The sequence below is a fragment of the Methylobacterium oryzae genome, assembly GCF_021398735.1.
Lineage (GTDB): Bacteria > Pseudomonadota > Alphaproteobacteria > Rhizobiales > Beijerinckiaceae > Methylobacterium.
In genome coordinates this window covers 1,450,019-1,467,634 of record NZ_CP090349.1, presented here as the reverse complement: position 1 = coordinate 1,467,634, position 17,616 = coordinate 1,450,019, and the positions used below count along the sequence as shown (strand labels likewise).

Here is a 17,616-nt window from a genome sequence, read left to right as displayed (position 1 = left end):
TCGAAGCTGGGCTCGCGTGTCGAGCCCGGCTCTTTGCCTTGACGAGAACGGCGTCGCGGATCCGCGCGGGACGGTGTTCCGCTGAAGCTCCCGGCCCCCGGGAGACCTTCCCCGCACCGTCATCGCGAGCGAAGCGAAGCGGCCCGGGCCGGCGCGGTCCAGTTCCGCGCGGAGCGCGGGGATGGCTTCGCCGCGCCCGCAGTGACGGCGCCGGATCCGTCATCCGTTCGGTGACGGTGCATCCATGATCGATCCCGACCTCGCCGGCCGCCTGCACTTCCGCCACCGGCTCCCCACCGAGGAGCCCCTCCCCCCGGGCCGGCACGACCTCGGCCTCTTCGCCGAGCGCGACGCGGTGCTGGTGGTCCCCGAGGGCCTCGATCCGCGCCGGCCCTGCCCGCTCGTGGTGCTGTTCCACGGCGGCGGCGGCAGCGCCGAGCGCATCCTGCCGATGCTGGAGGCGCACGCCCGGACCGAGCGCTTCCTGCTCCTCGCGCCGCAATCCCTGTTCCCGACCTGGGACATCGTCATCGCCGGCCACGGGCCCGACCGGGAGCGCGTCGCGGCGGCGCTGGGTCACGTCGCCGACCGGTTCCTGCTCGATCCGCAGCGGCTCTGCTTCGCCGGCCATTCCGACGGCGGCAGCTACACGCTCTCGTCGGGGCTCGCGAACGGCGACGTGGCGAGCCACCTGATCGTCTCGTCGGCGGGGTTCCTGTCGGTGCACCTGCAGGTCGGCGCCCCGCGCATCTTCCTGTCGCACGGGACCCAGGACGAGCAGATCCCGATTGACCGGAGCGCCCGGGTCCACGTGCCGGCCCTGCGCGAAGCCGGCTATCCCGTGACCTACGTCGAGTATGACGGACCGCACGCCCACCAGCCGGCCGTGGTGGCGCAGGCGGTCAGGTTCTTCCTGGCGGATCCGCCCGCCGAGCGCTGAGGGTCAGGCCAGCGCGGCCCGGGCCGGCGCGCGGGCGCGGATCGGCGCCTCGGGCGCGTCGGCCTCGGACAGGAGCGCCGGGATCAGGTCGGTCTGCGAGACGATCCCGACCAGGCGGCCGTCGTCGTCGACCACCGGCAGGTGGTGAAGCCCCGCCTCCGACATCCGCGGCACAAGGGCGGCCACGGGCGTGTCGGGACCGACCGGCTCGACCGCGCTCATGATGTCGGCCGCGCAGCCGTGGGGGGCGCGGCCGCGCTCGGCGGTGAGGCGCAGGCGGCGGCCGAGACCGAGGCGCGGCCCGTTCCGGTCCCAGGCGGCCTTGTCGAGCAGGTCGGTCTGCGTGACGATGCCGAGGACGCGCGCGCCCTCGTCGGTGACCGGAAGCGCCTTGATGCGGTGACGGCGCAGCAGCCGCATGGCCTCGGAGAGCGGCGCGTCCGGCGCCACCGCGATCACGTCGCGCGACATGATCGCCGCGCAGGTGATCGGGCCCGAGCGGCGGCCGTAGACCCGCATCTGCACGCGCCGCAGGATCTGCTCCAGGTCGCCCCGATCGACGTCCAGGAGCTGGTCGAAATCCTCCAGCGCGGCGTCGAGGTCCGAGGCCCGGAAGCCGACCCGGGCGTCCGAGGGCGGATCGGCGGTCCGGGGCCCGGCCGGGCGCAGGTGCGGGTAGGCGCGCCCGGTGAGGTTGTTGAACAGCAGGGCGGTGGTCAGCAGCAGCAGCGAGTTGACCGCCACCGGCCACAGCACGAAGCCGTAGCCCAGCTCCCGGATCGCCGGGCCGCCGAGCACCGCCGTCAGCGCCACGGCCCCGCTCGGCGGGTGCAGGCAGCGCAGGGCCATCATCAGCGCGATCGCCACCCCGATGGCGCAGGACGCCGCCACGAACGGGTCGCCGATCCAGGCCGCCGCCGTGACACCGACGAGCGCCGCCACGATGTTGCCGCCGAGGATCGACCAGGGCTGCGCCAGAGGGCTTGCCGGCACCGCGAAGAGCAGCACCGCCGAGGCGCCCATCGGGGCGATCAGCACCGGCAGGGCCTCGGCCGGGACGGAGACCCGGCAGACGAAGCCGGTCGCCAGGATGCCCACGAGGGCACCGGCCGCCGAGCGCAGGCGCTCGCGCTTGCTGACCGGGGTCAGCTCCGGCAGGAAACGGCTGAGGAATGCGCGCATCGGATCCGGGGCTCGCACGTGAAAAGGACGGCGCCCCGGGGAGCGCCGTCCTGTCTCAGGGTCGCTGAAGTCGGGCGGTCCTTATCAGACCGCGCGGGCCTCGTGCATCGCCCGGATCTGCTCCTGGGTGTAACCCAGGTCTGCGAGCACCTCATCGGTGTGCTCGCCGAGCAGCGGCGACGCCTTCACCTCGACCTGCATGTCGGAGAACTTGATCGGGCTTCCGACGGTCAGGTACTTGCCGAGCTTCGGGTGCGCCACCTCGACGACGGTGCCGCTCTCGCGCAGGGACTTGTCCTCGGCGATCTCCTTCATCGACAGCACCGGCGCGCAGGGGATGTCGTAGGTGCGCAGGATGTCGACCGCCTCGAACTTGGTCTTGTCGGCGAGCCACTCCTCGATCGTCTTGAAGATGTCGAAGATCTTGTCCTGGCGGGCGCGCGGCGTGTTGTAGCCCGGGTCGGTGATCCACTCCTCCTTGCCGAGCGCCTTGCAGATCGGCGCCCAGGCGTGGCCCTGGATCGTGAAGTAGATGTAGGCGTTCGGGTCGGTCTCCCAGCCCTTGCACTTCAGCACCCAGCCCGGCTGGCCGCCGCCGCCCGCGTTGCCGCCGCGCGGCACCACGTCGGAGAACTCGCCGTGGGGGTACTGCGGGTACTCCTCGAGGTAGCCGAGCGCGTCGAGGCGCTGCTGGTCGCGCAGCTTCACGCGGCAGAGGTTGATCACCGAGTCCTGCATCGACACGGCGACCTTCTGGCCCTTGCCGGTCTTGTTCTTCTGGTGGAGCGCCGTGAGGATGCCGATGGCGAGGTGCATGCCGGTGTTGGAGTCACCGAGCGCGGCGGCGCTGACGGTGGGCGGCCCGTCCCAGAAGCCCGTGGTCGAGGCGGCACCGCCCGCGCACTGGGCGACGTTCTCGTAGACCTTCAGGTCCTCGTAGTGGTGGCCGTCCGAGAAGCCCTTCACCGAGGCGAGGATCATGCCCGGGTTCAGCTCCTGGATGCGGGCCCAGGAGAAGCCCATCCGGTCGAGGGCGCCGGGTCCGAAGTTCTCGACCATGACGTCGGAGTCCTGTATGAGCTTCTCGAGGACTTCCTTGCCGGCCTGGGTCTTGGTGTCGAGGGTGAGCGAGCGCTTGTTGGAGTTCAGCATCGTGAAGTAGAGCGCGTCCGCGTCCTCGACGTGGCGCAGCTGCGTGCGGGTCACGTCGCCGGCGCCGGGGCGCTCGACCTTGATCACGTCGGCGCCGAACCAGGCGAGGAGCTGCGTGCAGGCCGGGCCGGCCTGGACGTGGGTGAAGTCGATGATCTTGATGCCTTCCAGCGGCTTGCTCATTGGGCGTTCTCCCTGTGCGGTTCGGTGATCGGGTCCTTCGGATCGTCCGGCGGGCTCAAGGCGCCCGACGGGCCGGATCCGAGGAAGCTTCGAGTTCGGCGACGCGCTGGCGCAGGCGCTTCTCCTCGGCCCAGCGCTCGGTCTCGTCGCGGATCACGGCGACGATCCCGGTCACCCGGTCGGAGGCGTCCCGCACCATCCCCACCGTGAAGGCGATGGAGAGCTGGCGGCCGTCCTTGTGGAGCGCCGGCACCCTCAGGGTCTCTGCCCCGTAGCGGGTGACGCCGGTGCGCATGGTCTTGGCGTAGCCGTCCCAGTGGCGGCGTCGGTGCCGCTCGGGTGTGATCAGATCGAGGGTCTGGCCCAGAGCCTCGGCGGCGGTGAAGCCGAAGATGCGCTCCGCGGCCGGGTTCCAGACCGTGATGGCGCCGTCCGGATCGGACACCACCACCGCGTCGCCGATCGCCTCGGCCAGACCGTGGATCTCGAGGGAACCGGGCGCGGCCAGGGTCGGCCCGGTCGCCGTCATGGGCGCCACCCGGTCGGCGGCGCGGATGAGAGGTGGATCGCGGCAGTCCGGCGCCTTGTCATGGGGCGGCCCTTCCTGAACGTCACGCGCGGAAACGGCGGTAAAATTCCGGTCCCGCATCCTTGAAGGGCTGTCACCCGCCCTCTTCGGTTGGTATTTGGTATGCCAAATGGAGAATGGCGTCAACCGACGGGGTGACAGGTGGCACTTTTCTTCAAGCGGCCGGTGGAGCTTTCCGGGCGAAGCCGTCGGCCGACGCGCGCCGTTCGACCGCCGCCGCGCGACGCGGCAAGGCGCTCATGTCCTTCTCAGATTTGCCGCTTTCAGCGAGCAGGACTCCGCCCGTCAGGCAGCTCGGACCGGCGGTTCGGCACACCGCCCGGGAGACCATTTCGGTGATCCGTTTCGAGAAAGTCAGCAAGGTCTACCGGACGGAAGGCCACCGGCGGACCATCCTGGAACAGGTGTCGTTCACCCTGAAGCCGGGCGTGTCCTACGGCATCCTCGGCATCAACGGCGCCGGAAAATCCACCACGATGCGGCTGATCGCCGGCACCGAGGACGCGACGCGCGGCCGGATCCACCGCGGCCTCAGGGTCTCGTGGCCCCTCGGCTTCGCGGGCGGCTTCCATCCCAAGATGACCGGGCGCGACAACGTCACCTTCGTGGCGCGCATCTACGGCGAGGACCCGCGCAAGGTGCTCGATTTCGTCGAGGACTTCTCGGAACTCGGAAGCTACCTCGACGTGCCGATCTACACGTACTCGTCGGGCATGGGCGCGCGGCTCGCCTTCGGCATGAGCATGGCGATCCCGTTCGACTGCTACCTGATCGACGAGATCACCTCGGTCGGCGACGCGCGGTTCTCGAAGCGCTGCGACGAGGTCTTCTCGCAGCGCCGGAAGAACGCCGACATCATCATGGTCTCGCACTCCATGGAGACCATCCGGCAGTGGTGCACGCAGGGGTTGGTCCTGCTGAACGGTCGCGCGATCATCTACGAGGACGTGAACGACGCCATCGAGGTGTACCGGCGCCTCAACGCCTGACCGCGCCGGCGGCGGCCGGACCGCGACGACATGCTTTTGCCGCCTCGCCGTGCGAGAGACGGTCGCGGCGCCGGGTGCGGCGCGCGCGGGATCCCGGTAACGGGTCGACCTTCGAGGCCGGGGAGGCCGGGAATCAGACCATGAACATGGAGATCCGGAAGGCCGAGGGGCAGCCGGTCACGCCCGCGGACCGCCAGCAGGCGGTGAGCGAGTCGCTGCGGCAGATCGCGCGCATGTCGCGCTTCGCCGACCGCAAGAAGGGCATCCGGTCCTTTCAGGCCGACGCCAAGAACGATCCCTGGATCCCGATCCTGTTCGTCGTCTGCTTCCTGCTGCCGACGCTCGCCGGGGCGGCCTATTACGGCCTGATCGCCTCGGACCGCTACGTCAGCGAGGCGCGATTCGCGATCCGGCCGGCCATCGGCTCCGCCGAGAAGACGTCCTCGGAGACCGGCGGGACGAATTCCGGCATGGCGAACCAGATGGTGGCGCAGGACACGCTGATCACGCGCGAGTTCATCCTCAGCCGTCCGATGCTGGAGCTCCTCGAGGCGCAGCTTCCGCTGCGCCAGTGGTTCAGCAGCGAGTCCATCGACTACTTCTCGCGCTTCGATCCGGAGAAGCCGATCGAGAAGTTCGTCCGCTACTGGAAGCGGCGCGTCGGCGTCGAGGTCGAGGCCGGATCCGGCATCTTGTCGGTGGAGGTCGAGGCCTTCGATCCCCAGGAATCCCTCGCCATCGCCAAGGCCATCATGAAGGAGGCCGAGCGCAAGGTGAACGACCTCAGCGTCAAGTCGCGCGAGGATGCCGTCGCCGAGAGCACGCGGGAGCTGCGGCTCGCCGAGGAGCGCATGACCAAGATCCGCCTCGCGACGCGCGACCTGCGCAACCGCGAGGGCGTGCTCGACGCGCAGAAGACGAACGACATCAACGTCAAGATGATCGCCGAGATGCGGGCCTCGCGGATCAACCTCGCGCTCCAGCTCGCGATCGGGCAGCGGGACCTCGGTCCCGACGCCCGCCGGATCATCGACATCAAGCAGCAGATGAAGGACCTCGACGACAACATCGCCCGGATCGAGCGGCAATCCGCCAGCCAGGATCCGGAGCAGAAGCGCCTGCTCTCCGACGCGTTGACCAAGTTCGAGGTCTTGGAGAACGACCGCAAGAACGCCGAGAAGTACTATCAGCAGGTGCTGACCGCCCACGAGCGCGCGCGCATCATCGCGGCCCGGCAGATCGAGTTCTTCAGCCCGATCGTCGAGCCGGTGAAGGCCGAATCCTCCACCGAACCGCGGCGGCTCTTGATGATCGCGTTGATCACCGCGGGCGCCGGCGTCCTGTTCGGCGCCGCGATGTTCGCCCGGAAGATGATGACCTAACGCGCGTCCCGCCGGGTTCGCCCGGGACGGTCCGGTATCCTCAGCGGCCGGCCCCGGTGCCCCGGTCATCCGCCGCCGGGCCGATGGTGCCGCCGGTCCAGCCCTGGGCGCGCCAGCCCTCGGCGCGCTGGTCGAGATCGATCGACCCTGCCTGGTCGAGAATGGACAGGACGCGCTCGGCCCGGGACTCGTCGGCGCGCACCGTCACCAGGGTACCGCCGCGACGCACGCCCTCGGCGTAGGTCTCGGCCTCGTCGGCGCTGAGGCCCGCGGCGGTCAGGCCGCCGATCAGGCCGCCGGCCGCGGCGCCCACGCCGGCGCCCGTCACGGTGGCGACGAGCCAGCCCGCCGCCGCCACCGGCCCGAGCCCCGGGATCGCCAGGAGGCCCAGCCCAGCGAGCAGGCCGGCGCCGCCGCCCAGGACCGTGCCGACCGTGGCTCCGGTGCCGGCGGAATCCGCCGCGTCCACCGGTCGGGGAACGGCGGTCCCGGGCGCCCGCGGCGGGACCGCGGGCTCGTTGCGATTCGCGATGATGCTGATGTCCGCGTGGGGGATGCCGGCGGCCTCCAGCCGGTCCACCGCCCCCGCGGCGGCGTCGTAATCGTCGAACAGGGCGGTCAGGGCGCGCAGGGCCATCGAGCTCTCCCGGTATGTCCGGGCCTGGGCCCGGAGACGTGGCGGCGGCGCGGGCGGCCCGGACGCGGGCGCGGTCGGATGCCGGATCGACGCTCTCGCCGACCGATCAAGCGATCGCGGCGGCCCGGGTTCCCGCGAGCGCCGGCCCCATCTTAACGCCGCGCTAACCATCCGCTCGGCAGATCTTGCCGGGTACGTCCCGGGCCTGTCCCGGGCGAACGGCAGCGGATGGCAGCGATGGCAGAGACGGCGAGCGTGCCGGCACAGACAGGAGCGGCGGCCGTCCTCGGCCAGCTCGCGCTGCCGACGCGCGGCGATCTCCAGGCGCTGTCGAAGCGGTCGGACCTGCTGTTCGCGACCGGCGTGCTGGGGATCCTGGCGGTCCTCATCTTCCCGTTGCCGGCGATCCTGCTCGACCTGCTGCTGGCCGTGTCGATCATCCTGTCGGTCCTGATCATGATGACCGGCCTGTCGATCGACAACCCGCTGGAATTCACCGTCTTCCCGACGCTGCTGCTCATCGCCACGATGTTGCGGCTCGCCCTCAACCTCGCCTCGACGCGCCTGATCCTCGGGCACGGGCACGAGGGCACGGCGGCGGCCGGGCACGTCATCGAGGCCTTCGGCCACTTCGTGATGGGCGGCAACTTCGTCATCGGGATCATCGTGTTCGCGATCCTGATCATCGTGAACTTCGTGGTGATCACGAAGGGCTCGGGCCGCATCGCCGAGGTCGCGGCCCGCTTCACCCTCGACGCGATGCCCGGCAAGCAGATGGCCATCGACGCCGACCTGTCGGCCGGCCTGATCGACGAGAAGACCGCGAAGGCGCGGCGCGCGGCGCTCGAGGAAGAATCCTCCTTCTTCGGCGCCATGGACGGTGCCTCGAAGTTCGTGCGCGGCGACGCGGTGGCGGCCCTGCTGATCACCTTCATCAACGTGGTCGGCGGCATCATCATCGGGGTGGCGCAGCAGGGCTTGAGCTTCGGCGAGGCCGCCAAGAGCTACACCCTGCTGACGATCGGCGACGGCCTCGCGAGCCAGGTCCCGGCGCTGATCGTGTCGACGGCGGCGGGCCTGCTGGTCTCGAAGGCCGGCGTGCGCGGCGCCGCCGACAAGGCGCTCGGCAAGCAGCTCGCGCACTATCCCAAGGCGCTGGGCATGTCAGCCGCGGTGATGCTGCTGATCGCCCTCCTGCCCGGCATGCCGATGCTGCCCTTCGTCCTGCTGGGCGGCGGGGCCGGCTACGCAGCGTGGCGCATCAACAAGACCGCCAAGCTCGCGCCGCCGCTCGACGCCCTGGGCGCCCCGATGGATGCGGCCGCGGTCGCCGCGGCGAGCGCCGCCAAGGAGGAGACGGTCACCGACCTGCTGAAGCTCGACGACCTCAAGCTCGAGATGGGCTACGCGCTCCTCGCCCTGGTCAACGGCGAGGGCCAGGACCGGCTCACCGACCAGATCAAGGCCCTGCGCCGCCAGCTCGCCGCGGAACTCGGCTTCGTGATGCCGTCGGTGCGCATCCTCGACAACGTCCAGCTCGACGCCAACGCCTACGTGGTGCGGGTCAAGGAGATCGAGGCGGGCACCGGCCGGATCTTCCCGGGCCAGTTCATGGCGATGGATCCGATGGGCGGTCAGGTCCAGCTGCCCGGACAACACATGCTGGAGCCGACCTTCGGCCTGCCGGCAACCTGGATCGACGCGGCCCTGCGCGACCAAGCGCAGCTCAAAGGCTACACCGTGGTCGATGCCGCCACCGTCGTGTCGACGCACCTGACCGAGATCATCAAGGCCCACGTCTCCGAGCTCCTCAACCACGTCGAGGTCTCGAAGCTGCTGCGCGAGCTGCCCAAGGAGCACGCCGAGTTGCTCAAGGAGATCGTGCCGTCGCAGATCTCCACCACCGGCATCCAGCGCGTGCTGCAGTTCCTGCTCGCCGAGCGGGTCTCGATCCGCGATCTAGGGGCGATCGTGGAGGCGATCGCCGAGGTGGCGGGCGCGGTGAAGAACCCCCGCGACGTGGTCGAGCACGTCCGGGCGCGCCTCGGCCGGCAGATCTGCGCACAGTACCAGGACCCGAACGGCATGCTGCCGATCATCACCCTGTCGCCGGCCTGGGAGCAGGCGTTCATGGAGTCGATCGTCGGCGAGCGCGAGGAGCGCTACCTCGCGATGCAGCCCTCGAAGCTCAGCGAGTTCGTCAACACCGTGCGCGACCGCTTCGAGACGGCGGCGCGCCAGGGCGAGATGCCGGTGCTCGTCACCTCCGCCCAGACGCGGCCTTTCGTGCGCTCGATCATCGAGCGCTTCCGCCGCGAGACGCCGGTGATGAGCCAGGCGGAGATCCACCCGCGGGCGCGGCTGCGGACGGTGAACTCGATCTGAGGACCCAGGGGCCGCGACACCGGCGTGGGCAGACTCGTGCCGGCGCACGGGCCGAGGGAGCAATTACGGGATCGGCGCGCGCCGCGCGCAGACGAAGCGCGCGGGCGAAGCGATCCCGGGTTTCGCGGTGTGGCGCGCGGGGGCCGAGGCGGCGGCGTCACCCCCGCGTCGAGACGGCGGTCAGGCCCTCAGATCGCTTTCTGCTTGAGCTCCCGCTCCAACTCGTGCGCGTCGAGACCGGGAACGACGACGGGCGGTTCCGGCACGGCGGCCGCCTTGGGCCCGTGCGCGGCCGAGCCGATCGCCGCGGCCAGCCGCGAGCGCTCGAAGGCGATCACCACGATCACCGAGACCAGGGCCGGAAGCCAGAAGTAGAAGATCCGGAAGATGATCACCGCCGCGATGATCGCGTCCTTCTGCGCCTCGTCGGTGATGTGCATCGCGGTGATGAACACGATCTCGAACACGCCGAGGCCGCCCGGCGCGTGCGAGGCCAGCGCCACCGAGAAGGAGGCCAGGAAGATCGCCAGGACCGGGATGAAGCCCGGGTTCATCGCCTCCGGCAGGGCGAAGTAGATGATGCCCGCCGCGCCCAGGAGCTCCAGCGGCGCCGCGAGCAGCTGGCGCCCCATGATGCCGGGCCGGGGATATTCGAGCTTGAACGACCGAATGTGCAGCGGCCGCAGGTGCAGGATCGAGCCGATCACGTACAGCCCGACGAAGCCCAGCATGCCGATGCCGACGATCAGCGCGGTCTTGGAATCGGTGAGGAAGCCCGGGAGCTTGCCCTCGAGGCGCGTCAGCAGGTTCGGATCGACCACCAGCGTGAAGCCGCCGAGGAGGACGGTCCCGAGGAAGAACGTGAACGAGCAGAGCGCCACCAGCACGGCGACCTGCGCCGCCGTCAGGCCCTTGGCCGTGTAGGCCCGGTAGCGGACCAGGGCGCCCGAGAAGACCGAGGCGCCGATATTGTGCGAGAGCGCGTAGGTCGTGAACGAGCAGAGCGAGACGAAGAGCCACGAGATGTGGCGCACGCCCAGATGCAGCAGGGCGATCCGGTCGTACCAGGCGAGCGCCGCGTAGGCGACCAGGGTCGACAGGGCCGCCAGCAGGATCCGGTGGGGCGGGATCGCGAGGATCGCGGCCCAGATCGCCGCGAGCGAGGTCGTCTTCAATTCCTGGTAGAGGAAGTAGCCCGATATCACGACGGCCGCGAGGCCGATCAAGGGCCAGATGAACTCGCTGATCTTCTTCATGAACACCGACGCCCTGGGGAGAGCCCCTGATGCGCCGGCACGCGACGCGCTGCAAGCGGCATGGCGCCGCCGCGATCCCCCTTGTCAGGTGATCGTGACGGTTTCGTGCCGCGGAAGCCGGCCGAGCGGTCCGACGGGCCGCGTCAGCCCCGGGCGCGGTTGAGGCCGATCCCGTCCATGGCGGCCTGATCGCGGGCCGATTCGGCAGCGCGCTCGGCGGTCCGCTCGCGGTCGTTCAGGATCTCGACCTTCTTGAGCTCCTCGAACGCCTCGCCCAGCTCGGCCTTCGCCTCGGCGAGCTGACCCTCGAGCGCCTGGGCGGACTGGATCATGTTGTCCCGGCGCGTCGCCGCGGCCCGGGCGTAGGTCGGGTAGGCGAAGTGACCGACGTCGGTGATTCCGGCCCGGGCCTCCTCGACGGCGACCTCGCGATCGAGCTCCACCGCCATGCGCTGGAAGTCGGCCATCATCATCTCGATCTGGGTCACGCGCCGGCGCTTCTCGTCGACCTGGAAGCGGCGCAGGCGGATCAGCGTGTCACGCGATTTCATCAGGACGCTCACTCCACGCAACGCTTGAGGCCGCGCCCGGGATCGTGCCCGGACCGAGCCTGTGTGCGAGCCTGCCCACGGCAAACCCGCCCGGATCCCCCACGTGCACCATGATCGCGCCGAAGCGTTAACGCCCCGGCCCATGGTGCCTAGGCCCTGCCGACGATCTCGGTGAGCCGTGCGTAACCATCGCCGATGGACGTTGCTTCTTCCTTACCCTGCCCCAGAAAAGCCTCAAGATCGGGCATGAGCGCGACCGCCTCGTCGACCTCCTGGGAGGAGCCCGCCCGGTAGGCGCCGAGCCGGATCAGCTCCTCCATGTCGGCGTAGGTCGACAGCAGCCGCCGCGCCCGCCGCACGACCGGGAGGTAGGCCGGGTCGCAGGAGCGCGGCATGGTGCGCGAGACCGAGCGCAGAACGTTGATCGCCGGGTAGCGCCCGCGCTCCGCGATGGCGCGCTCCATGACGATGTGACCGTCGAGGATGCCCCGCACCGCGTCGGCCACGGGCTCGTTGTGGTCGTCGCCCTCGACCAGGACGGTGAACAGGGCCGAGATCGTGCCCTGCCCCACCCCTGGACCGGCGCGCTCGAGCAGGCGCGGCAGCTCCGAGAAGACGGTCGGCGTGTAGCCCTTGGCGGTGGGCGGCTCGCCGGCGGCGAGGCCGATATCGCGCTGGGCCATGGCGAAGCGCGTGATCGAGTCGATCATGCACAGGACCTTGGCGCCCTGATCGCGGAAGTGCTCAGCGACCGACAGGGTCACGTAGGCCGCGTTCCGGCGCATCAGGGCCGGCTCGTCGGAGGTCGCCACCACGACCACCGAGCGCGCGAGCCCCGCGGCGCCCAGATCGTCCTGGAGGAATTCCTGCACCTCGCGGCCGCGCTCGCCCACGAGGCCGATCACCGCCACATCGGCGGCCGTGTAGCGGGCCAGCATCGACAGCAACACGGACTTGCCGACGCCGGACCCGGCGAAGATGCCCATCCGCTGGCCCGCGCACATGGTCAGGAAGGTGTTGATGCACCGGACGCCCAGATCGAGCGGTCCGCCGACGCGTGTGCGGGCGTGGGCGGGGGGCGGGTCCGCGCGCAGGGGGTAGACGTCGGGCCCCTGCACAAGGGGGCCCAGCCCGTCGACCGGCCGCCCGAGGGCGTCGATCACCCGGCCGAGCCAAGCGCCGGAGGGCCGGATCGCGCCGGCCGATTCGTCGCGGACATAGGCGGGGCAGCCGCGCCGCACGCCCTCGAGCGAGCCGAACGGCATCGCGAGCGCCCGATCGCCCTGGAACCCGATGACCTCGCAGGGCACCAGCCCGTGGCCGTTAGCACCCTCGACGTCGACCCGGCCACCGAGTCGCATCGCGGCCACAGGTCCGGCGACCTCCACCAGCAGGCCGCGGATCGCCACGACCCGCCCGAACGTCTCCAGCACCTCGATCCGCTCGAGGGCGGCCTGCGCCGACGCGAGCGAAGCAACGGATCTTGCCGGATCCTGTGTCATCGGCCTGGCTCTCAACGCTTCGTTTACCGGCCTCCTTAACACTGCGGGTCACGGGCTCGTAGCGGCTCGATCCGGGGCGCGACCACAATCGCGCCCGACGAAGTCGTACCGGTGTGTCCGACGGACAACACCGGGGATCGAACCGTTGCGCAGGAAGTACTTACGCCGAAGGGGGCGAGCGGCCTGGACGGGGGCGGATCGGAATCGGGGCCGAGGGCGAGGCCGGAGGAACGGTGTTTCTCCTGTCAAGCTCGCGGAACTTCGAACGAGACGCTTGCGGGCAGGAATCAGGTTTTGTTAACGATTAATCCATAGCGTTCCACGTCAAGAGCGACGGAGCGCCCGTCCACAGGCCGGTGGCGGGCGAAGGCTGGGACGTGTCTGCGCGCTGATGCGGCCGGCGGGGCTGGGGACCGACGATGCGGGTACTTTTGATCGAGGACGACAGCGCGACCGCGCAGAGCATCGAGCTGATGCTCAAGTCCGAGAACTTCAACACCTACACCACCGACCTCGGGGAAGAGGGTGTCGATCTCGGTAAGCTGTACGATTACGACATCATCCTCCTCGATCTGAACCTGCCCGACATGTCGGGCTACGAGGTGCTCCGCTCGCTGCGCGTGGCGAAGGTGAAGACCCCGATCCTGATCCTCTCCGGCATGGCCGGCATCGAGGACAAGGTGAAGGGCCTCGGCTTCGGCGCCGACGACTACCTCACCAAGCCGTTCCACAAGGACGAGCTGGTGGCGCGCATCCACGCCATCGTGCGCCGCTCGAAGGGCCACGCCCAGTCGGTCATCACCACCGGCGACCTGATCGTGAACCTCGATCAGAAGACCGTCGAGGTCGGCGGCGCCCGGGTGCACCTCACCGGCAAGGAGTACCAGATGCTGGAGCTCCTCTCGCTCCGGAAGGGCACGACGCTCACCAAGGAGATGTTCCTGAACCATCTCTACGGCGGCATGGACGAGCCCGAGCTGAAGATCATCGACGTCTTCATCTGCAAGCTGCGCAAGAAGCTTGCCAACGCCAGCCAGGGCAAGAACTACATCGAGACCGTCTGGGGCCGCGGCTACGTGCTGCGCGAGCCGATGGACGGCGAGGAGCGCATGGCGGTCTGATCCGCCGGTCGCACCGTCTCGTGAAAAACCCCGCGCGGTCCGGCCGCGCGGGGTTTTCGCGTTCCGGCGGTGTCCGCAGCCCTCACCGCGTCCCGGTGGCCGAGAAGACCTGCGCGGCGGGCGCGATCACCACGTAGCCGCCGCAGGGCGCGGCCCGGCTGATCACCGCGCTGGCGACACCCCAGATGTACGTGCCGCGGCGATCCTGCGCGACGACCGGGCCGCCGGAATCGCCGAAGCAGACCCGGGCACCGTTGGCCCGCGCGATGGTCAGCCCGGTGCTGCTCGCCGCCACCGGCGTCAGCGTGGCGGTGCGCAGGCGCCCGACCGTCCGGCCGGAGAGGCCGGCGCCGGCGATGCGCAGGCTCTTGGGGACCCGGCCGGGATCCGCCGCCAACGGAACCGGCCGCCGGTCGCGCACCGGCTCGGTCAGGCGCAGGACCGCGAGGTCGAGGGAGAGGTCGGAGAGGCTGACGCCCGACGCCTCATTCGGCAGCATCTCACCAGGATCGGGACTGTAGCGGGCCGCGACCCGCGCCCCGTAGACCGGCCGCGCCGGCTCGCTGCCCCGGAAGAACACCACGAGCGCGCCCAGCGGATCGCCGTTCACGCAATGGGCCGCGGTGAGCACGAGATCCGGCGCGATGAGCACGCCGGTGCAGCGGGTCAGCTTCAGCGCCTCCTCGGGCTGGGTGATCGTGCCGATCGCCACGGTGGCCTGCGCCAGGGCATCCCGGCCGGCGGCCGAGCCGCCGTCGATCGCGGCGGCCGGGCCCGACAGGCCAAGACCGAGGGTGAGCGCCGACGCGGCGGCGGCGCGTCGCGCCCCGATGGTCGCGAAAGTGGTCCCGAAGCTGGTCACGTGCTGCTCATCTCCGCCGCGAGCCCCCGGACCACAGATGCCGCCCGCGCCGCGCCGCGCAAGCGGGCGCGAGGACGCGGCCGCCGTCACGTCCGTGTCATCGACGGCCGCCTCAGCGATCAGCGCGCCACCGTCCAGGTCGTGGTGCCGTCCTTGTTGTCCTTCACGGCGACGCCCATCGCCGCGAGGGCGTCGCGCGCCCGATCCGAGGCGGGCCAGTCCTTGGCGGCCCGCGCCGCCCGGCGCTCGGCGATCAGCGCCTCGACCGCCGCGACGTCGACCCCGGACGCCGCGACCTGATCCTGCTCGCGGTCGCTGCGGGTGCGCGCGAGGAAGCCCAGCAGGTTCGCGCCGGCGCGGAGCGCCCCGGGCTGCGCCTCCGCACCGCTCCCGAGCCGGTGCAACTCGTTGATCGCGGCCGGCGTGTTGAGGTCGTCGCAGAGCGCCTCGACGACCCCGGCGGGGATGTCGGGCGCGGCGGGCGCGTCCCCGGCGGCGTTGTACCAGCGGTCGAGCACGCGGGCCGATTCCTCGAGGCCGCGCAGGGTCCAGTCGATCGGCTGCCGGTACTGGGTCTTGAGCATGGTGAGGCGCACGACCTCGCCCGGCCAGTCCTTCAGCACGTCGCGGATGGTGATGAAGTTGCCGAGCGACTTCGACATCTTCTCCCCCTCCACCTGGAGGAAGCCGTTGTGCAGCCAGACGTTGGCCATCACCGGCGTGCCGAAGCAGCAGCGGGACTGCGCCACCTCGTTCTCGTGGTGCGGGAAGATCAGGTCGATGCCGCCCGCGTGGATGTCGAACGTCCGGCCGAGATGCTTGGCCGACATGGCCGAGCACTCGATGTGCCAGCCCGGGCGGCCGGCGGCGGCGATGCCGGCCGGCGACGGCCAGGACGGCTCGCCGGGCTTCGCCGGCTTCCACAGGACGAAGTCGAGGGGCGAGCGCTTGTAGGGGGCGACCTCGACCCGGGCCCCCGCCTCCATCTCGTCGAGGGGCCGCTTCGACAGGCCGCCGTAATCCGGCATCGAGGGGACGTCGAACAGCACGTGGTCCTCCGCCACATAGGCGTGGCCGGCCCGGACCAGGGCCTCGATCATCGTCACCATCTCGGCGATGTGGTCGGTGGCGCGGGGCTCGACGAAGCGGGCTCGCGCGCCCGGCACGTTCACGTCCTCCGGCATGAGCACGCCGAGGTCACGCACGTCGCGGTGGAACTGCGCCAGCGTCCCGTCGGTGAGTTCGCGGATGGTGATGCCGCGCTCTGCCGCCCGGGCGTTGATCTTGTCGTCCACGTCCGTGACGTTGCGCGCGTAGGTGACGTGCTCCGGCCCGTAGAGGTGGCGCAGCAGGCGGAACAGCAGGTCGAAGACGATGATCGGCCGGGCGTTGCCGATATGGGCGGCGTCGTAGACCGTCGGTCCGCAGGCGTAGACGCGGACATGCTGCGGGTCGATCGGCGCGAACGCCTCCTTGGCGCCGGTGAGCGTGTTGTAGAGCCGCAACATCGGCGCCATGAAACCCTTCCCTTCTCCGGCGCCGGGGATGACGTCCGGCCCGGAGCCGTGGCCGGAAATCCGGCCCTGCCTTCAACGACCTGAGGGCCCCGCGCGGCGAAGAGCGGCCGAAACGTGGCGGATCGGCCAGCCCCGGCACGGCACCCTGTTGCATCGCGGCGACGGCGCGGCCCGCGCGATGGGGCTAACCCAAAAGCGTGAGGAATTCGAGATGGCTTGCGCGCCATGCGGGTAAGGCTTCCTTAACCGCGCCGTCGGACCGTCCGGGCCACGATCCTCACGCCACAGATCCTGTGCCCAAGGACAATCCATGCGACGCTCGGCCGTTGGTTCCCTCGCTCTCGCCACCGTTCTCGCCTGCGCGGGCCTGACCCACGCCGCGCTGGCCGGCACCGACGGCGAGACGCCCGCGAAGGCGCCGGTCCGTGTCGAGAAGACCTTCCTGATCCCGTCGAGCGACGGCTACGGCGTCGGCGAGTGCCTGACGACGCCGGGCAGCGCCTGCGGCCAGGTGGTCGCCAACGCGTGGTGCGAGGCCCAGGGCTACGCCGCGGCGAACTCCTACGGCGTCGCCGCCGCCGACGAGTATACCGGCGCGATCAGCCAGCCGGTCCCGGCGCCGTCCGAGCGCCCGATCCGGATCACCTGCCAGGACTGAGCCGACCGCGGACGGCCCGTCGCCGGGCCGCCGCGCGGAAAGCTCGCGTCACCGGGTGCCGCTCACTTCATGAAGTCGGCGCATTTCTGCGCCGGTTCGGTGCCCCAGGGCGCCAGCGGCACCGCCGAGGTCGAGTTCTTCGGCGAGCCCTGAATGACCTTGTCCGAGTAGACCATGTAGATCAGCGTGTTGCGCTTCGCGTCGCAGCCGCGGACGATCTGCATCGACTTGAAGATCAGCGACCGGCGCTCGCTGAACACCACCTCGCCCTGGCTGAGCTTGCCCTTGAAGGCGATCGGGCCGGTCTGCCGGCAGGCCAGCGAGATGTCCGAGACATCCTCGGCCAGCCCCAGCGTGCCCTTGATCCCGCCCTTCTCGGGTTGGGTGTACCAGCACGACACGCCCGAGACCGCCGGATCGTCGACGCCGTAGACCACGAGCTTGTCGTTGGGCGTCAGCGGGCGCCAGACCGTCGACTTGTCGAAGATCCGGTCCGGCTCCTGCGCCGCGGCCGGACCGGCCGCTGCCAGGCCCAGTGCGAGAAGCCCAACATAGGTGAGACTCCGAAACAACATCGCCGGTCAATTCCCCCTCACGCTTGCGGGCCGGATGTAGGAGGGGTGTCGCGGTCTTGCGAGGGGGCGTAGAATGGCCCCGCTTCCGTCCCGAAGCGCGGATGCGCGCGGGCTCCGGATACTCCGGATCGCCGC

General features: G+C 70.4%; 16 protein-coding genes. 6 read left to right on the top strand and 10 right to left on the bottom strand.

Annotated elements, in window-relative coordinates; all coding sequences use genetic code 11:
- The first annotated feature begins 244 nt into the window (after positions 1-244).
- Positions 245-940 carry an alpha/beta hydrolase gene (locus tag LXM90_RS07030; protein WP_042675230.1) on the top strand — a complete coding sequence of 232 codons (696 nt, stop codon included), beginning with the start codon at positions 245-247 and terminating at the stop codon, positions 938-940.
- 3 nt (positions 941-943) lie between these two features.
- Here the strand turns inward: LXM90_RS07030 and LXM90_RS07025 are convergent, their stop codons facing one another.
- The 3 genes from LXM90_RS07025 to LXM90_RS07015 form a co-directional block, all read right to left on the bottom strand.
- Positions 944-2,122: an HPP family protein gene (locus LXM90_RS07025; RefSeq protein ID WP_020092897.1), complete on the bottom strand. Its 1,179-nt coding sequence runs from the start codon at positions 2,120-2,122 to the stop codon at positions 944-946.
- 84 nt (positions 2,123-2,206) lie between these two features.
- On the bottom strand, positions 2,207-3,457 hold the full coding sequence (gene frc, locus LXM90_RS07020) for a formyl-CoA transferase (RefSeq protein WP_020092898.1): 1,251 nt from the start codon (positions 3,455-3,457) through the stop codon (positions 2,207-2,209).
- A gap of 55 nt (positions 3,458-3,512) precedes the next feature.
- A complete protein-coding gene (locus tag LXM90_RS07015) occupies positions 3,513-3,986 on the bottom strand; it encodes a PAS domain-containing protein (protein ID WP_020092899.1) in 474 nt (157 codons plus the stop codon).
- 395 nt (positions 3,987-4,381) lie between these two features.
- Here LXM90_RS07015 and LXM90_RS07010 point away from each other — a divergent pair, with 395 nt between their 5' ends.
- Positions 4,382-5,035, top strand: coding sequence for an ABC transporter ATP-binding protein (locus LXM90_RS07010; RefSeq protein WP_012322467.1), 654 nt, complete (start codon positions 4,382-4,384; stop codon positions 5,033-5,035).
- Positions 5,036-5,175: 140 nt separating this feature from the next.
- Positions 5,176-6,417, top strand: coding sequence for a capsule biosynthesis protein (locus LXM90_RS07005; RefSeq protein ID WP_026604889.1), 1,242 nt, complete (start codon positions 5,176-5,178; stop codon positions 6,415-6,417).
- 40 nt (positions 6,418-6,457) lie between these two features.
- On the opposite strand, the gene LXM90_RS07000 is transcribed toward LXM90_RS07005, so the two are convergent.
- Positions 6,458-7,054, bottom strand: a complete 597-nt coding sequence (locus LXM90_RS07000; RefSeq protein WP_020092901.1) for a hypothetical protein — start codon at positions 7,052-7,054, stop codon at positions 6,458-6,460.
- Between the two features lie 237 nt (positions 7,055-7,291).
- Between LXM90_RS07000 and flhA the strand changes: the two genes are divergently transcribed.
- Complete coding sequence (flhA, locus tag LXM90_RS06995) at positions 7,292-9,439, top strand: flagellar biosynthesis protein FlhA (RefSeq protein ID WP_020092902.1); 2,148 nt, start codon at positions 7,292-7,294, stop codon at positions 9,437-9,439.
- 188 nt (positions 9,440-9,627) lie between these two features.
- Here flhA and LXM90_RS06990 read toward each other — a convergent pair whose 3' ends face one another.
- The 3 genes from LXM90_RS06990 to fliI all read right to left on the bottom strand — a co-directional run bounded on the left by LXM90_RS06990 (position 9,628) and on the right by fliI (position 12,748).
- Positions 9,628-10,695 carry a lysylphosphatidylglycerol synthase domain-containing protein gene (locus LXM90_RS06990; protein WP_020092903.1) on the bottom strand — a complete coding sequence of 356 codons (1,068 nt, stop codon included), beginning with the start codon at positions 10,693-10,695 and terminating at the stop codon, positions 9,628-9,630.
- A gap of 143 nt (positions 10,696-10,838) precedes the next feature.
- Entirely contained in the window at positions 10,839-11,246 is a 408-nt protein-coding gene (gene fliJ / locus LXM90_RS06985) for a flagellar export protein FliJ (protein ID WP_012322462.1), read from the bottom strand.
- A 149-nt stretch (positions 11,247-11,395) separates the two neighbouring features.
- On the bottom strand, positions 11,396-12,748 hold the full coding sequence (gene fliI / locus LXM90_RS06980) for a flagellar protein export ATPase FliI (protein ID WP_020092905.1): 1,353 nt from the start codon (positions 12,746-12,748) through the stop codon (positions 11,396-11,398).
- 419 nt (positions 12,749-13,167) lie between these two features.
- Between fliI and ctrA the strand changes: the two genes are divergently transcribed.
- On the top strand, positions 13,168-13,869 hold the full coding sequence (gene ctrA / locus LXM90_RS06975; RefSeq protein WP_010683835.1) for a response regulator transcription factor CtrA: 702 nt from the start codon (positions 13,168-13,170) through the stop codon (positions 13,867-13,869).
- A gap of 82 nt (positions 13,870-13,951) precedes the next feature.
- Here ctrA and LXM90_RS06970 read toward each other — a convergent pair whose 3' ends face one another.
- Both LXM90_RS06970 and cysS read right to left on the bottom strand, forming a co-directional pair.
- Positions 13,952-14,731: a trypsin-like serine protease gene (locus LXM90_RS06970; RefSeq protein WP_234082160.1), complete on the bottom strand. Its 780-nt coding sequence runs from the start codon at positions 14,729-14,731 to the stop codon at positions 13,952-13,954.
- Positions 14,732-14,850: 119 nt separating this feature from the next.
- Positions 14,851-16,248, bottom strand: coding sequence for a cysteine--tRNA ligase (gene cysS, locus LXM90_RS06965; RefSeq protein WP_091682054.1), 1,398 nt, complete (start codon positions 16,246-16,248; stop codon positions 14,851-14,853).
- A gap of 310 nt (positions 16,249-16,558) precedes the next feature.
- Here cysS and LXM90_RS06960 point away from each other — a divergent pair, with 310 nt between their 5' ends.
- Complete coding sequence (locus LXM90_RS06960; RefSeq protein WP_020092909.1) at positions 16,559-16,906, top strand: hypothetical protein; 348 nt, start codon at positions 16,559-16,561, stop codon at positions 16,904-16,906.
- 62 nt (positions 16,907-16,968) lie between these two features.
- Here LXM90_RS06960 and LXM90_RS06955 read toward each other — a convergent pair whose 3' ends face one another.
- Positions 16,969-17,481, bottom strand: a complete 513-nt coding sequence (locus LXM90_RS06955; protein WP_020092910.1) for a CreA family protein — start codon at positions 17,479-17,481, stop codon at positions 16,969-16,971.
- Between the last annotated feature and the right edge of the window lie 135 nt (positions 17,482-17,616).

Bases quoted from the DNA above. Each gene is read 5' to 3' on its own strand.
- LXM90_RS07030 (WP_042675230.1), top strand. From the start codon at position 245: ATGATCGATCCCGACCTCGCCGGCCGCCTGCACTTCCGCCACCGGCTC.
- LXM90_RS07025 (WP_020092897.1), bottom strand. From the start codon at position 2,122: ATGCGCGCATTCCTCAGCCGTTTCCTGCCGGAGCTGACCCCGGTCAGC.
- frc (WP_020092898.1), bottom strand. From the start codon at position 3,457: ATGAGCAAGCCGCTGGAAGGCATCAAGATCATCGACTTCACCCACGTC.
- LXM90_RS07015 (WP_020092899.1), bottom strand. From the start codon at position 3,986: ATGACGGCGACCGGGCCGACCCTGGCCGCGCCCGGTTCCCTCGAGATC.
- LXM90_RS07005 (WP_026604889.1), top strand. From the start codon at position 5,176: ATGAACATGGAGATCCGGAAGGCCGAGGGGCAGCCGGTCACGCCCGCG.
- LXM90_RS07000 (WP_020092901.1), bottom strand. From the start codon at position 7,054: ATGGCCCTGCGCGCCCTGACCGCCCTGTTCGACGATTACGACGCCGCC.
- flhA (WP_020092902.1), top strand. From the start codon at position 7,292: ATGGCAGAGACGGCGAGCGTGCCGGCACAGACAGGAGCGGCGGCCGTC.
- LXM90_RS06990 (WP_020092903.1), bottom strand. From the start codon at position 10,695: ATGAAGAAGATCAGCGAGTTCATCTGGCCCTTGATCGGCCTCGCGGCC.
- fliJ (WP_012322462.1), bottom strand. From the start codon at position 11,246: ATGAAATCGCGTGACACGCTGATCCGCCTGCGCCGCTTCCAGGTCGAC.
- fliI (WP_020092905.1), bottom strand. From the start codon at position 12,748: ATGACACAGGATCCGGCAAGATCCGTTGCTTCGCTCGCGTCGGCGCAG.
- ctrA (WP_010683835.1), top strand. From the start codon at position 13,168: ATGCGGGTACTTTTGATCGAGGACGACAGCGCGACCGCGCAGAGCATC.
- cysS (WP_091682054.1), bottom strand. From the start codon at position 16,248: ATGGCGCCGATGTTGCGGCTCTACAACACGCTCACCGGCGCCAAGGAG.
- LXM90_RS06960 (WP_020092909.1), top strand. From the start codon at position 16,559: ATGCGACGCTCGGCCGTTGGTTCCCTCGCTCTCGCCACCGTTCTCGCC.
- LXM90_RS06955 (WP_020092910.1), bottom strand. From the start codon at position 17,481: ATGTTGTTTCGGAGTCTCACCTATGTTGGGCTTCTCGCACTGGGCCTG.